The following is a 14596-nucleotide window of genomic DNA, read 5'->3' as shown; positions in this document are numbered from 1 at the left end:
CTACCGGTAACTCGGCGCGTAGTCATGGAACTTGTCGACCTCGACGTCGTCGAGCACGGCGAGCGCGTCGTCGGTGAGGACCGCGAGCGAGCAGTAGAGGGAGATCAGGTAGGAGGCGATGGCGCTGCGGTCGATCTGCATGAACCGCACCGACAGACCCATGCCCTGCTCGCCGGAGAGCCCGGGCTGGAACAGTCCGACCACGCCCTGGCGCGACTCGCCGGTGCGCAGCAGGATGAACTTGGTCCTGCCGTTCTCCAGCGGGACCTTGTCCGACGGGATGATCGGCAGGCCGCGCCAGGTCAGGAACTGCGAGCCGAACATGCTGACCGTGGCCGGCGGTACGCCTCGCCGGGTGCACTCCCTGCCGAACGCGGCGATCCCCTCGGGGTGGGTGAGGAAGAAGGCCGGCTGCTTCCACACCTTCGTGATGAGGGCGTCGAGGTCGTCCGGGGTCGGCGGGCCCGCCATGGTGGAGATGCGCTGGGTGTCCGCCACGCTGGCCAGCATCCCGTACTCCGGGCTGTTGATCAGCTCGCCCTCCTGGTGTTCCTTCACCGCCTCGATGGTCAGCCGCAGCTGCTGTGCGGTCTGGTTGTGCGGGCTGGAGTACAGGTCGGAGATGCGGGTGTGGAGGTCCAGGACCGTCTGGACGGCCTTGAGCCGGTACTCGCGGGGCTCGCGTTCGTAGTCGACGAAGGTGTCCGGGAGCGGCGACTCGTCGTAGTTGTCGCACTCGATGCGCACCGACTCGGGGTGGACGACCTTGTTCACCCGGTAGATGCCGGCCTCGACCGGGACCCAGGACATCAGATGCACCAGCCAGCGAGGCGTGATGGAGGCCATCTGGGGAACGGTCTTGGTGGCGTTCGCGAGGGTCCGCGCCGCGCTGTCGCTCACCGACATCGATCGCGACGGTGGATTCACAGCCGTGGTCATGCGCCATCTCCTTTCGGCGCCCGGGATCCGGGCAGGCGTGAGGGGTGAGATCGCCGACAGGACAGGTACGGCCGAGATCTCTCGCACCCACTATCGATTCACCGTCGCAGTGAGCCCGGTAATGGTCCAATGCGTGTTTTCGAGGCTGTCATCGACGCGGTCTATGATTCACAAATGATCGACTTGAGTCGGTTGCGCGTCCTGGTCGCCGTCGCCCGCGAGGGTTCGATCACGGCAGCCGCCGAGGCACTGCACTACGCCCAGCCCTCGGTGAGTCATCAACTCGCCAAGCTGGAGGCCGAGGTCGGGGTGCCGCTGCTGCAGCGGATGGGGCGCGGTATCCGGCTCACGGAGGCCGGCCGGCTGCTGGTGGACCGGGCCGAGTCGATCCTCGCGCAGGTCGAGTCGGTGCACGCCGAACTGGACGAACTGGCCGGACTGCGCACCGGCCGGGTCCGGCTCGCCGCGTTTCCCTCGGCGCTCGCCACCCTCGTGCCGCTCGCCGCCGCCCGCGTGTCCGTCGAGCATCCCGCGATCGAACTGACCCTGCGGGAGGCCGAACCGCCCGACGCGCTCAACGCCCTGCGCAACAACGACGTGGACGTGGCGCTGATCTTCGAGCACGGCGATCCGCCCCAGCGCGACCGCCGCGACACCACGATGACACCGCTGCTCGACGAGCCGTTGTACGTGGTCACCCCGGCGGACCGGTGCTGGGACGGGCCCCGCGCGGAGCTGGCCACCTATGCCGACGCGCGCTGGATCGCCGGGTGCGAACGCTGCCGTGAGCATCTCGTCGCGGCCTGCGGCCGGGCCGGCTTCGAGCCGGTGGTCGAGTTCGAGACCGACGACTACGTCGCCGTACAGGCGCTCGTCGCGGCCGGACTCGGCGTGAGCCTGCTGCCGGGACTCACCCTCCTCGCCAACCGGCACCCCGGGGTCAGCCTCCACCGCATCCCCGGCATGCGCCGCCAGGTCGTGGCCGCCGTCCACGGCAAACCGCCCGCGTCCCAGCCCGCCCAGGTGCTTCTCGACGCACTCGCCGCGACCGTCACCGAACCGGAATGGCCGTCCTGACCGGGTTCAGTCCTCCCCGAGATCGTCGGTGATCCAGTCGGTCACCTGCCGTACGTACTCCCGGTATCCGGACCGCGCGGCATCCACGATCGCGCGGACCTGCTCGGGGTCGCTGTCCAGACACAGCTGTACGAGGACGTGGTGCGGGCCGTCCGCAGGCGCGAGGGCGTCGGCCAGTTCGGCGTCGATCACTCCGGCCCGCTCGGCCGCGCCGAACGAGGCTGTCGGTGTCCCCGGTCGTCGGCCCGACAGCGCGGTTCGGTTGATGGCGAGGGCCAGGTCGTACAAGAGCGCCAGAATGCGTTCGATGACGAGCCCGGCTCCCGGATCGGCGGCCAGGCGTGCGCTGTCCAGCGCTTCGAGCCCGTCGAGTTGGCCGACCGACTTGCGCATGGTGATGAGCCGGTGCTCGATCGCCGCCCGGTCCACGGGCAGTTGGGCCGCCCCCGCGCTGGATGTGGTCATCGCCGCATCGTGCCACCGCGGGATCCGCCCCGGCGCCGCCGATTCCGTCTGGTGGGACATCCGGTGGACGACCGTGACGGGCGGATGGACAGTCGATGCCCGTGGTCCGCCGGGCCAGCCAGAGCAGGGGGTGCCGAGTGCGGTCGTTGAGTGACCTCTTCCGTAATTTCATGCAGCTCGGATATGTGACGGACGACATCGACGCTGCGGCCACGTTCCTCGAATCGAGGCTGGGGACCGTGCGATCCGTCAAGCACTTCAAGTCGTCGTTGGGCGGCGGCCTGCCGCCCGTCGGTACCGACGCCCCGCGCACCCCCTTCGTGGTGGTGGACGGTGTGCCCGCCGAGGAGTGGGTCATCGATGTGGCGCTGGTCAACGCCGGGCCGACCAACCTGGAGATCATCCGTCCGGTCGGCGGCGCGGTCGACCTCTATCGCGGCGCCGTCCGGCCCGGGGAGCCGGCGACGCTGCATCATCTGGGCTTCCGCGTCGACGACTTCGACGAGGCGTCCGCGATCGTCGCCGCGAGCGGCAGGACCTGGAAGCAGTTCGGGGACAGCGGTGGCATCCGGTTCGGCTATCTCGACATGACGGCCGAACTGGGCCACTACGTCGAGGTCATGGAGCTGGACGAGGCATCCGCCCAGGGGTTCGCACATCTTGAGGCCGCGTCCAACGCGGGCCGCTGACAAGGGAATTCGGGATCGGGAGAGGAAACGTCATGAGCGACGAAGGCACAGCCGATTCCTACGACGTCATCGTCGTCGGTTCGGGCGCGGGGCTCGTCGGCGCGTACGCGGCGGCCTCCCGCGGGCTCCGTACGCTGGTCATCGAGAAGACGGAGTACGTCGGCGGGACCACGGCCTATTCGGGCGCCGGGATCTGGCTGCCGGGCAACGCGGCCGAGCAGCGGGCCGGTGTCGAGGACGGTCCCGATGTCGCACGCCCCTATCTCGACGCGATCGTCGGCGACGACTCGCCGGCCTCGCTGCGGGAGGCCTTCCTGCGGGCGGGGCCCGTCCTGATCGAGGAGTTGGAGCGGAATCCGCGGTTCGGCCAGTTCGTCTGGCAGGGCGTGCCGGACTATTTCGCGGGACGGCCGGGGAGCCTGCCGCAGGGGCGCACCATCTTCCCTCCGGACCTCGACCGGTCCGAACTCGGCGCGCTGGAACCGCTGGTGCGCAGGCCGTTGTGGACGGAACGCTGGGGTGTCGAGGTCGGCCCGAGGATGATCGGCGGCCAGGCCCTCATCGGCCGGGCGCTGCTCGCCTTCATGGAGACCGGCAACGGCACCGTGCGCACGAACACCGGGCTGACGCGTCTCCTCGTCGAGGACGGCGCGGTCGTCGGCGTCGAGGCCCTGAGCGAGGGCGAGTCGGTCGAGTTCCGCGCCCGCCGAGGCGTGCTACTCGCCGCCGGCGGCTACGAGCGGAACGGCGAACTGCGTGAGCGGTTCCAGCCCGGAGTCACCGACGAGTGGACCCAGGGCTGCCCGGGCAACACCGGTGACGCCCTCGTCGCGGGCATCGACATCGGCGCGGCGACCGACCTGCTCGACGAGTCGTGGTTCGCACCGGGCCTCGTCGTGCCCGACACCCGCCCGGTGTTCTACACGTCGGTCTGGAGCGGTATTTGGGTCAACGCGGCTGGCCAGCGTTACATGAACGAGCGGCTCCCCTACGACCGCGCCGGTCACGAGATGCTCAAGGCGCACAGGTCGTCAGGCGTGTCGCACCTGCCGACGCACTGGGTGTTCGACCAGCGCCAGCTCGACAACAGGAGGGCGTTCGCCGGGCTGCCGGTCGCGCCGCAGGTTCCGGGCTGGTTCGACGTCGAGAAGTTCGTCGCCGCAGGTGTGCTGAAGCGGGCCGACTCGCTGGAGGAGTTGGCGGAGTTGATCGGTGTGCCGCCGGGTGCGCTCATCGAGAGCGTCGAACGGTTCAACGGGTACGCCCGGGGCGGCAAGGACGAGGAGTTCGGTCGCGGTGAGGATCCCTGGGACCTGATGATCACGCAGATGGCGGGGTCGCACACCGACGGGCCCAACCCCTGTCTCGGGGTGATCGACAAGGCGCCGTTCTACGCGGCCTCGATCGTGCTGTCCGACCTGGGGACCAAGGGAGGTCTCAAGACGGACGACCACGCCCGCGTGCTGCGGCCCGACGGCTCGGTGATCGCCGGCCTTTACGCGTCCGGCAACACGATGGCGCCGATGTCCGGCCGGATCTACCCGGGCGCGGGCGGTCCCGTCGGTTCGTCGATGGCGTTCTCGTACATCGCCGCGGTCGACATGGCCGACGAGAGCTGACAGGTACGCACAAGGCCTCAACTCCCTCTCGAAGACGGTCTCTTCGAGAGGGAGTCCCGTGTTCACGCAGATTCGGTGGAGTGTCCGGGGAACAGGGACAGCGCGGGATCCAGGGCGACGGCCGCGTTGTTGACCGCGGTCGCCACCTCCCCGAAGCCGACGGACATCAGGCGGACCTTGCCGGGGTAGGCGGTGACGTCACCGGCCGCGTAGATCCGCTCGACCGTGGTGCGCATCCTGGTGTCGACGACGATCGTGCGCCGCTCCAGTTGGACACCCCAGTCGGCCAGCGGTCCGAGATTGCTGATGAAGCCGAGCGCGGCCACGACCGCGTCCACCGTCAGCACCCGGGGTTCGGTCTCCCCGTCGACCTTCAAGTGCGCCCGGCGCAACCGGTGGTCGCCGGCCAGGGTCTCCACCTGGGCGTTGGTGACGATGTCGACCCCGCACTCGTGCAGTTCGCGGACGCTCGCCGCGTGGGCCCGGAACGTGCCGCGGCGGTGGACGAGGGTCACCGAGCGGGCGACCGGGTGCAGGGCGAGTGCCCAGTCGACGGCGCTGTCCCCGCCGCCGACGACGAGGACGTCGCGGTCGGTGTGTTCGGCCGGATCGGGGACGAAGTAGCTCAGTCCCCGGTCGAGGAACTCCTCGCCGGCCGGGAGGGTCCGCGGGGTGAACGTGCCGATCCCGGCGGTGAGTACGACGGCTCCGGCATCCACCGTGACGCCGTCGGAGAGGGTGACCTGCGGGCGTCCGTCGGGCGAGTGGGCGAGGGCGACCGCCTGGCGGCCCAGGAGATACGTCGGTCCGAACGCGTCGGCCTGGTCCTTGAGGGCGGTGACGACGTCGCGGCCTCGGGTGCCGGGGACGGCTGCGATGTCACGGATCTCCTTCTCCGGGTAGAGCGCGGTGATCTGGCCGCCGCACTGCGGCAGCGCGTCGACCAGGACGGTCCGCAGCCCGCGGAAGCCCGCGCAGTAGGCGCCGTAGAGCCCGATCGGGCCGGCGCCGACGATGAGGATGTCTGTGGTCACGGTCTCGGCCACGGGCCGGCCTCCTGGGGTGATGGGGAGTGTGGGCAGCGGACGGCGGTGGTCGGCCGGCCGAGTCTATGGCGGCTCCGATCAGGGCCGTCGGCTCCGGTCCCGCCTGATGGGACGGTCGGTGGACGGTCCGGGACGCCGCGTGGAGAGTCACTGTCACGGGCCACCGCGATGACGGACGGCTTTCTGCGGACGAGGAGGGCGAGGCTCGTGAGCGATGAAGTACGGGTGTGGATCGATCAGAAACTGTGCACGGGTGACGGCCTGTGCACCCAATACGCCCCCGAAGTCTTCGAGTTCGGCGACGACGGACTGGCCTACGTCAAGAACGGCGAGGACGGGGAACTGCTGACGCCCGAGGGCGCGCAGGCCGATGTGGCGAACCGGCTGCGCCTGGACGTGATCGACGCAGCCGACGAGTGCCCGGGCAACTGCATCCATGTGGTGCGGAGCACCGACGGGATCGAGGTCGCCGGTCCCGACGCCGGCTGAGATGACTCTGCGTGAGCAGTGGAAGGAGTGGTGATCGGTGTCTGCCGTGGTTGAGCCCCAAGTGGACCGTCGTGTCCCGTGGTTCGAGGGCGATGTGCCGGCCGAGAAGGTCCCGGAGAAGTACCGGCTTTCGCGTGCGTTCGTGCCCAAGAGCCGTTATCTGGACCCCGAGTTCCTCAAGCTGGAGCTGGAGAAGGTGTTCACGCGGGCCTGGTTGATGGCCTGTCGGGTGGAGGAGCTGCCGGGGGTCGGTTGTTTCGTCGAGTACGAGATCGGTGGTCATTCGATCCTGATCGTGCGGGAGGGCAAGGACTCGATCCGGGCCTATTTCAACGCGTGCCGGCATCGTGGTACGCGGCTGGCGCGGGGGCGGGGCCGGGTCGGTTCGCTCATCTGCCCGTTCCACGGCTGGCGTTGGAACCTGGACGGTTCGATCCGGCTGGTGCTGGACCGTGAGGAGTTCGTGCCGCGCTCGGACGACGACCTCGGTCTGGTGCAGGTGCGGGCGGAGCAGTGGGGCGGGTTCGTGTTCATCAACATGGACCCGGACGCGAAGCCGCTGCTCGAATATCTGGACCCGATTCCGCGGATCTTCGCGCCGTTCCAGTTCGAGCACATGCGGTACCGGTGGCACAAGAGCGTGCTGCTGCCGTGCAATTGGAAGACGGCGCTGGACGGGTTCCTCGAGGCCTATCACGTGGCGGGGACCCATCCGCAGCTGTACCGCTTCGACAAGTCGAACACCAACATCGCCTCGATGAAGGAACTCGAGAACCGGATGTGGGCGCCGACGACCGTGTACGAGCGGCACGCGCACTATTCGAGTGTGGGCCCGAAGAAGAAGGACGTCGCCAAGGACCCGGCCAACCGGGGCACGGGCGGCGTGACCGACGAACGGCTCAGTGTCGCGCTGAGCGTGCAGTACATCGCCGACGACATGCGCGGTCTGGAGAACGAGCGGAGCTGGCGGGCCGCGGAGGCGCTGAAGACGGCGGAGGTGCCGGAGGGGATGACCGCCGGCCAGTACTACATGCAGCTGTACAAGGAGTTGTCGCTCGCCGAGGGTTACGACTGGCCGGACATCACGCCCCAGCAGTGGGCGGAGGCCGGTACGGCGTGGAACGTGTTCCCGAACACGATCCTGCTGCCCAACCAGGGTTCGGTGTTCGGCTACCGGGCGCGGCCCGACGGGCTCGACCCGGACAGCTGCATCTTCGAGATCTTCAGCCTGGACCAGGTCCCCGTCGCCGACTACGACAAGAAGCGGGACTTCCAGCCGCAGTTCTTCGAGGACTTCCGCGAGGCCGACCTCGGTGAGATCTTCACGCAGGACCTGATGAACGCCAAGGAGGTGACCGTGGGCATGCACTCGCCCAGCTTCGACGGGCACCGGCTGAGCGAGGAGCAGGAGATGACCATCTACAACCACCACCGGGTGGCCGACCGGTTCCTCTGGACGGACTGACCCGTCCGACGTCCGATCCGTGGTCCCGGCTCCCAGGAGCCGGGACACGATCGTGTCGGCGCCCTATCGCCGGACCCAGCCGACGTCGTGCCAGTAGGTCTCCAACTCCCGTACCGGCTTGGGCCAGGTCTCGATGTAGGTGACGCCCTCGGGCCCCGCCGTCATCGTGTACGGCGTGCCGGCCCGGCTGAGGAAGACGTCCCCCGGTCCCACCCGCACGGTCTGTGGCTCGCCCGACTCGTAGTGCTCGATGTGGTATTCGCCGGCGAAGACGAAGAGCATCTCGTCGACGTTGTGGTGGTGCCGGGGCACCGTGAAGTTCGGCCGTACGCGCAGCGGGTTGCGGTTGAAGCGCGGTATGTCGATCGGCTTCGTGGTCACCCACATCGCGCCGTCGAACGTCGCCGCGAAGTCCACGGGCGCGTCCCGCAGCAGACCGCCCTCGTTCCAGAAGTACTGCGGATGGCCCTGCTGTTCCAGGCCCATGGGAACCCAGTCCGCGTCTTCCACCAGATCACCGAATGTAAGAGTCACGCGGCGACCGTACGCACGGCCGGACATGGTGTCGTCGAAGGGTTCCGCTCATCGGGACCCATCCACCGGGGGCTCCGGTCCCGGCCAACGGGATTCACGCATGACACGCCACACCCCGGTCCCCACTATCGGGGCATGGGAATCGAGTTCTTCAATCTGCTGTCGGACGAGGGCTGGATCGAGCTGCCGGTCGACCAGTCCGCTCCCACGTATCTGTGGAGCGAGGGCGGTCTCCTGGCCGATGCGCCGGTCGACATGGAGCAGACCTTCAAAGGGAACATGTGGTGGTCGACGAAGGTGGACCCGTCGTTCAATCTGAACGGCCTGCGGTGCGCGCCGAACTTCGCGGTCCCCCGCCACCATCACAACCTCGACGAGTTGATCATCGTCTTCGGCGGTGAGTTCCATGTCGCCTGGGGCAAGGACGGGGAAGAGGGCAGCCGGACCATCGGGCCGGGCGAGTTCTGGATCAGCGAGGCCGGAACCCCCTATCTCATGACGGCCGGACCGGAGGGCGTCACCTACGTCGAGACCTGGCCCGAGCCGATGGAGAGCCTTGAGACGTACTGGCACGACGCGGGCTGGGTGCACCGCGGCCACTGACCGACCCGCCACACATTTCGGCCCCTCATTCCAGGCATGCTGCCGGAAGAGGGGTCGACTGCATGGACAAGTCCCGTACGACCCATTCCAGCGTGGCGCAATTACGTATACTCTTCTTGCTTGCGGACGCTCCTTGCGGGGATCGGCCGTCCCTCTCCCCGCATCGGAGCAGGGTCCCTCTCGTCGCCGGTCGTGAAGTCCTCGGCAAGCCCTCGGCACGCCGGCCGGCATGGTCTGCCGCGGCGCCCGGCCCTCGTGCCGTTCGACCTCCACTCGCGGCTCTCTCTTCACTTTCTCGGACGGCAGCGCCGCCGCACGGCGCCGCCGGTCGCTGATCGCAGCGAGTGCCGGGCACTCGCCGACACGTTGGGACGCAGACATGATCGAGTCGGTCGGACGAGCCATCTCCTCACCCAGGTCACGCGCGTCGGTCGCGCTGGTGTCGGCCACGCTCCTGCTCGCGGGCTGCGGCAGCGGCGGTGACGGCGCCACCACCGCCGCGGACAGCACGAAAGTCCCGGCCGCACTGGCGAGCGCCTTCCCCGGGAAGAAGGCCACCGGCGCACCGGTCAGGATCGGCCTCATCACCAACGAGGGCGGCTCCGCGATCAGCCAGCCCGAGACCAGGGAAGCCGCCCAGGCGGCCATGAAGTACGCCAACGCCAACCTCGGCGGCATCGCGGGCAGGCCCGTCGAACTCACGGTCTGCAAGACGAAGGAGGAACCCGCGACGGCCCGGGACTGCGCGAACCAGATGGTCGAGCAGAAGGTCGACGCGGTGGTCCTGACCAGCAGCGGTCTGGGCGACTCCATGGTGCCGATCGTGACCAAGGCCGGCATTCCCTGGGCGACCGCCATCGCCGCGAGCAACTCCGAGGGCACCACCGCCAACGCCTTCTCCTGGACGGGCGGTTTCCCGACGACCATGACGTCGATGGCCGCGTACGCCAAGGAGAAGGGATACAAGAAGGTCGCCGCGTTCGTGATCGACGCACCGGCCGCAGTGAGCGGGATCGAGGCCATCGGCAAGCCGGTCTTCGCCAGGGCCGGTGTCGGCCTGCAGATCGTGACGGTGGCCGCGGGCACCCCGGACGCGTCTCCGCAGGTGAGCGCCGCGCTGCGGAACAAGCCCGACGCCGTCGCCGTCGTGGCGGATCCGACCGTGTGCACCTCCGTGCTCCAAGCCATGGGCACGCTCGGGGCCGGCATCGCCCGGATGAGCGTCCAGTCGTGCGTGTCCCCGGAGGTCGTCCAGGCGGTGGGCGCGGGCATGGACGGGCTGCAGGTCTTCAGCAGTTTCGACGCCGCCAGCGACGACCCGGAGGCCCAGCTCTTCCGGCAGGTGATGAAGGAGTACAGCCCCGACACCCCCACCCAGGGCTACGCGGCGGTCGGCTATCAGGGCGTGCTCGGCCTGGTGCGCGCGCTGCACGGGCTGACCGGCACGGTCTCGGCGAAGACGATCACTTCGGCGCTGCGCACGGCGAAGGACGTCGTACTGCCCGCCGGCCACGGCATCACCTTCAGCTGTGACTCCAAGGCGGTACCCGGACTGCCCGCCGCCTGCTCGGCGAAGGAGGTCACCGGCACGGTGTCGTCCGACGGCAAGTTGGGGCAGCTGCGGGTCGTCGACCCCAGTTCGTTGTTCGCGCGCTAGTCGAAGGAGCGGTGGTCGGAGCAACCGGGAGGGACGGTCTCGCCGATGAGCCAGTACGTCGTGTTTCTGTTGCTGGGGCTGGGCAGTGGGGCGGTGTTCGGCGCGCTCGCGCTGGCACTTGTGCTCACCTACCGCGGTTCCGGGGTGGTCAACTTCGCCACCGGGGCGATCGCGTTGTACAGCGCGTACACCTACGCGTTCCTGCGCCAGGGTGAGTTGCTGGTGCCGCTGCCTGGGCTGCCGAAGAAGGTCGGCCTCGGTGGACCGCTCGGCCTGTTCCCTGCGGTGGTCATCTCCCTTGTCCTGGCTGCCCTGTTGGGGGTGGTGCTGTACGGGCTGGTCTTCCGGCCCTTGCGGACCGCGCCGCCGGTGGCGAAGGCCGTCGCCTCGATCGGGGTGATGCTAGTGATCCAGGCGGTGCTGGCCGCGGGTGTGGGTACGGGCGCGGTGTCGGTCAAGGCGATCCTCCCCAACGACCCGGTGTCCTGGGGCGGTTCGCTGATCCCGGGCGACCGGCTGTGGTTCGCGGCCGTCATCGTCGTACTGACCGTCGTGCTGGCGCTGGTGTTCCGCCTGACCCGGTTCGGTCTGGCGGCCCGGGCGGTGGCGGAGTCGGAGAAGGGCGCGCTGGTCAGCGGCTTGTCGCCGGAGCGGATCGCGGTGGCGAACTGGGCGCTGAGTTCGGCCATCGCCGGTCTGTCCGGCATCCTGATCGCGCCGATCGTGCCGCTGGTCCCGGTGTCGTACACGCTGTTCATCGTGCCGGCCCTCGCGGCGGCGCTGGTCGGCAACTTCACCGCGCTGATCCCGGCCGTGGGAGCCGGTCTTGTCATCGGGATGCTCCAGTCGGAGCTGCAGTTCCTGCAGGGGAAGTGGTCGTGGCTGCCCCAGACCGGTCTGGCCCAACTGGTGCCGCTGGCCGTCATTCTGGCCTACCTGGTGGTGCGCGGGCGTCCGCTGCCCACCCGGGGCTCGCTGATCCAGCAGGCGCTGGGCCGGGCGCCGCGACCGGACCGCGTACTGGTTCCGGCCGTTGTGAGTACGGCCCTGGGTGTCGTCGTGCTCCTGGCCACGCACGGCAGTATTCGCGCCGCCGTGATCACCTCGCTGACCCTGGCGGTGATCTCGCTGTCGCTGGTGGTCGTCACCGGGTTCGCGGGGCAGATCTCACTGGCGCAGCTGACGCTGGCCGGAGTCGGCGCGTTCAGCCTGAGCAAGCTGAGCGCGGGATGGGGTATACCCTTTCCGTTCGCCCCGCTGCTGGCAGCCCTGGCCGCGATGGTGATCGGGGTCGTGATCGGGCTTCCCGCGCTGCGGATCCGCGGTCTGCCCGCTGCGGTGGTCACGGTCGCGCTGGCGGTGGCACTGGAGGCCTTCTGGTTCCGCAACCCCGAACTCAACGGCGGCCTGGGCGGTTCCAAGGTCCCCTCGCCGCATCTGTTCGGCCTCGACCTGGGCATCGGCTCCGGCGAGGACTATCCACGTCTCCCCTTCGCGCTGCTGTGTCTGGTGGTGCTGTTGCTGGTGGGCCTCGGCGTGGCGTGGCTGCGGCGCAGCAGGCTCGGTGCCGCGATGCTCGCCGTGCGCGCCAATGAACGGTCGGCCGCGGCGGCGGGCATCGACGTCGCCCGTACGAAGATCGTCGCCTTCGCGATCGGGGCGTTCGTCGCCGGGCTCGGCGGCGCCCTCCTGGGCTATCAACAGACCGTCGCGGACGCCGAGATGTTCACCGCGATCGGCGGCCTGGGCCTGTTCGCCACCGCATACCTGGCGGGTGTCACGGCCCTGTCCGGCGGTCTCGTGGCCGGGGTGATGGGGGCTGGCGGCCTGCTGCCCGTCCTGCTGGACCGGGCCCTGTCCCTCGGCGAGTGGTACGACGTGATCATGGGCATCGGTCTCGTCCTCACCGTGATCACCAACCCCGAGGGCGTCGTCGGGCCGGCACACGAACTGGCGGCGCGGCTCCGGCGCGCACGCCACCCGGCCGCCGTCGACACCCCGGACGGGCAGGACGGGCGGGACGCCGACGCGCTGACGGGTTCGGCACCGGCCGCCCGTCCCCCGGTTCCCGAACCGGGCGAGGTGGTGCTCTCGGTGCGCGAGGTCGGGGTGCGCTACGGCGGTGTGGTGGCCGTCGACTCCGTCTCCTTCGAGGTGCGCTCGGGCGAGATCGTCGGCGTGATCGGGCCGAACGGTGCCGGGAAGACCACCCTGCTCGACGCGATCAGCGGATACCACCGCAGCACGGGAACAGTGGAGTTCGACGGCCGGGAGATCTCGTCCCTGAAGCCTCATCAGCGCGGCCGGGCAGGGCTCGGCCGCACCTTCCAGGGCATCGAGCTCTACGAGGATCTCAGCGTGGAGGAGAACGTCCTGGTCGGGGAGGCCGCGGCCCGGCACGGTGGCGACCATGTCGGTTCCGTGCAGGGGCCGGAGCTGCGGAACCGCCTGTTCGAGACACTGCACCTCAGCCGGTTCCGGGACCAGCCGGCCCGTGAACTCTCCCAGGGCAGGCGGCAGTTGGTGTCCATCGCGCGTGCCCTTGCGGGCCGCCCACGGATGCTGCTCCTGGACGAGCCCGCGGCCGGTCTCGACAGCTCCGAGAGCCGCTGGCTGGGCGACCGGCTGCGGGCCGTGCGGGCCGACGGTGTGACCGTGCTGCTGATCGACCACGACATGGGGCTGGTGCTCGACGTGTGCGACCGGATCGTCGTGCTGGACATCGGAAAGGTGATCGCGGACGGAACTCCCGCCGAGATCAAGGCGGATCCACGCGTCGCCACCGCCTACCTCGGCGCGACGCAGAACGATACGGACCAGGTGCGAGGGGAGGTCGTCCAGTGACCGGGCCGGAGCTGCTGACGTGCGAGGGCGTGGACGCGGGCTACACCAAGGGACGACCGGTGGTGCGCGGCTTCGACCTGAAGCTGCTCCCCGGTGAGGTCTTGGCTCTCCTCGGGCCCAACGGGGCGGGAAAGACAACCCTGTTGGCGACCCTCGCCGGTCTGCAGCCCCGCCTCGGCGGGACGGTGGCCCTCGACGGCCGGGAGATCCGTGGCGGCCGGGCGCGCGAGGCGGCCCGGCGGGGACTGGTCCTCGTACCCGACGACCGTTCCCTGTTCACCCAGTTGACCGTGCGGGACAACCTGACGCTCGCGCGGCGACGGCAGGGCAGCACCGTGGACCAGGTGCTCGACTTCTTTCCGGCGCTGGGGAAACGGCTGAAGGTCGCGGCCGGCCAACTCTCCGGCGGGGAACAGCAGATGCTGGCCCTGGGTCGGGCCATGATCCAGGATCCGCGGGTCCTGCTCGTCGACGAGCTGAGCATGGGGCTGGCGCCGGTGATCGTCGAGGAACTGCTGCCGGTGGTACGGCGGATCGCCGAGGACACCGGCGCGGCCGTCGTACTCGTCGAGCAGCACGTCCGGCTGGCCCTCGACGTGGCGGACCGGGCGGTGGTCCTGGTGCACGGCGAAACGGTCCTCAGCGACTCCGCCGACCGGCTCGCGGCCGACCCCGGTCTGCTGGAACGCGCCTATCTCGGCGAGCGGGCACCTGATCCAGTCCCCTGACGGACCGACCGGAGCACCGGGCGAACGGCCGGGACAGCCGGTCGGCGACGGCGCCCCCGTGAGCCTTAGCACGGTGGCGACCTGACGGTTGGTCAGACCTTCGGCGATCAGGGTCGCGAGCAACTGCTCGCTCTCTACGGTGGCTTGTCCGCGGCCGGGGACGGCGATCCCGGCCTCGCGCAGCAGCGTGGGTGGGCCCGCGTCCGCCGTAGCGAGCGCTCGGCGCCGGCCCGATCGCAGAGGGGCCGCAGCACGTCGGCCTCGGCGGCGTCCAGTGAGTGTTCCGGTGGGCCTTCGCCCGGAACGCGCACGCTGGCCGAGCCCACCAGGACGACCGTGGCGAGGGTTCCGACCGGTCCCGAGACCACTTCGGAGATGAGGGGCCTGCGCGAGACGCAGGACATCGTCGTCTCCCGTCAGGGCGATCGGGCCGCTGAGCCG

At 69.6% G+C, this 14596-nt stretch carries 13 protein-coding genes; 9 read left to right on the top strand and 4 right to left on the bottom strand.

Translation table 11 applies throughout. The features are described from left to right. Positions 1 to 939 (bottom strand): family 2A encapsulin nanocompartment shell protein, encoded by a 939-nt coding sequence (locus tag JHN45_RS05675; RefSeq protein ID WP_200714485.1) that lies wholly within the window; start codon positions 937 to 939, stop codon positions 1 to 3. A 174-nt stretch (positions 940 to 1113) separates the two neighbouring features. Between JHN45_RS05675 and JHN45_RS05670 the strand changes: the two genes are divergently transcribed. Further along, on the top strand, positions 1114 to 2016 hold the full coding sequence (locus JHN45_RS05670; RefSeq protein ID WP_201048246.1) for a LysR family transcriptional regulator: 903 nt from the start codon (positions 1114 to 1116) through the stop codon (positions 2014 to 2016). Positions 2017 to 2022: 6 nt separating this feature from the next. On the opposite strand, the gene JHN45_RS05665 is transcribed toward JHN45_RS05670, so the two are convergent. Continuing rightward, positions 2023 to 2481 (bottom strand): hypothetical protein, encoded by a 459-nt coding sequence (locus tag JHN45_RS05665; protein WP_201048245.1) that lies wholly within the window; start codon positions 2479 to 2481, stop codon positions 2023 to 2025. A 170-nt stretch (positions 2482 to 2651) separates the two neighbouring features. Between JHN45_RS05665 and JHN45_RS05660 the strand changes: the two genes are divergently transcribed. After that, a complete protein-coding gene (locus JHN45_RS05660; RefSeq protein ID WP_201048244.1) occupies positions 2652 to 3170 on the top strand; it encodes a VOC family protein in 519 nt (172 codons plus the stop codon). Between the two features lie 32 nt (positions 3171 to 3202). Beyond that, positions 3203 to 4789, top strand: coding sequence for an FAD-dependent oxidoreductase (locus JHN45_RS05655; protein ID WP_201048243.1), 1587 nt, complete (start codon positions 3203 to 3205; stop codon positions 4787 to 4789). 62 nt (positions 4790 to 4851) lie between these two features. Here the strand turns inward: JHN45_RS05655 and JHN45_RS05650 are convergent, their stop codons facing one another. Next, positions 4852 to 5835, bottom strand: a complete 984-nt coding sequence (locus JHN45_RS05650) for an NAD(P)/FAD-dependent oxidoreductase (protein WP_200714475.1) — start codon at positions 5833 to 5835, stop codon at positions 4852 to 4854. 168 nt (positions 5836 to 6003) lie between these two features. Between JHN45_RS05650 and JHN45_RS05645 the strand changes: the two genes are divergently transcribed. Continuing rightward, positions 6004 to 6324, top strand: coding sequence for a ferredoxin (locus tag JHN45_RS05645; protein WP_200714474.1), 321 nt, complete (start codon positions 6004 to 6006; stop codon positions 6322 to 6324). A 37-nt stretch (positions 6325 to 6361) separates the two neighbouring features. Beyond that, positions 6362 to 7789, top strand: a complete 1428-nt coding sequence (locus JHN45_RS05640) for an aromatic ring-hydroxylating dioxygenase subunit alpha (RefSeq protein WP_307783040.1) — start codon at positions 6362 to 6364, stop codon at positions 7787 to 7789. A gap of 63 nt (positions 7790 to 7852) precedes the next feature. On the opposite strand, the gene JHN45_RS05635 is transcribed toward JHN45_RS05640, so the two are convergent. Next, complete coding sequence (locus JHN45_RS05635) at positions 7853 to 8323, bottom strand: cupin domain-containing protein (protein ID WP_307783039.1); 471 nt, start codon at positions 8321 to 8323, stop codon at positions 7853 to 7855. Between the two features lie 135 nt (positions 8324 to 8458). Here JHN45_RS05635 and JHN45_RS05630 point away from each other — a divergent pair, with 135 nt between their 5' ends. The 4 genes from JHN45_RS05630 (at position 8459) to JHN45_RS05615 (ending at position 14155) form a co-directional block, all read left to right on the top strand. Continuing rightward, positions 8459 to 8926, top strand: coding sequence for a hypothetical protein (locus tag JHN45_RS05630; protein WP_200714472.1), 468 nt, complete (start codon positions 8459 to 8461; stop codon positions 8924 to 8926). A 379-nt stretch (positions 8927 to 9305) separates the two neighbouring features. Beyond that, positions 9306 to 10583: an ABC transporter substrate-binding protein gene (locus JHN45_RS05625; RefSeq protein ID WP_201048242.1), complete on the top strand. Its 1278-nt coding sequence runs from the start codon at positions 9306 to 9308 to the stop codon at positions 10581 to 10583. A gap of 45 nt (positions 10584 to 10628) precedes the next feature. After that, positions 10629 to 13427 (top strand): branched-chain amino acid ABC transporter permease/ATP-binding protein, encoded by a 2799-nt coding sequence (locus JHN45_RS05620; protein WP_201048241.1) that lies wholly within the window; start codon positions 10629 to 10631, stop codon positions 13425 to 13427. Then, positions 13424 to 14155 (top strand): ABC transporter ATP-binding protein, encoded by a 732-nt coding sequence (locus tag JHN45_RS05615; protein ID WP_200714469.1) that lies wholly within the window; start codon positions 13424 to 13426, stop codon positions 14153 to 14155. Before JHN45_RS05620 ends, JHN45_RS05615 begins: the two co-directional genes overlap by 4 nt. Positions 14156 to 14596 lie beyond the last annotated feature (441 nt).

Origin of the sequence: Streptomyces sp. MBT53, from assembly GCF_016654115.1 — a bacterium.
Taxonomy (GTDB): Bacteria; Actinomycetota; Actinomycetes; order Streptomycetales; family Streptomycetaceae; genus Streptomyces.
Note: the sequence above shows the minus strand (reverse complement) of the source record. Positions and strands in the feature narration are given on the sequence as shown.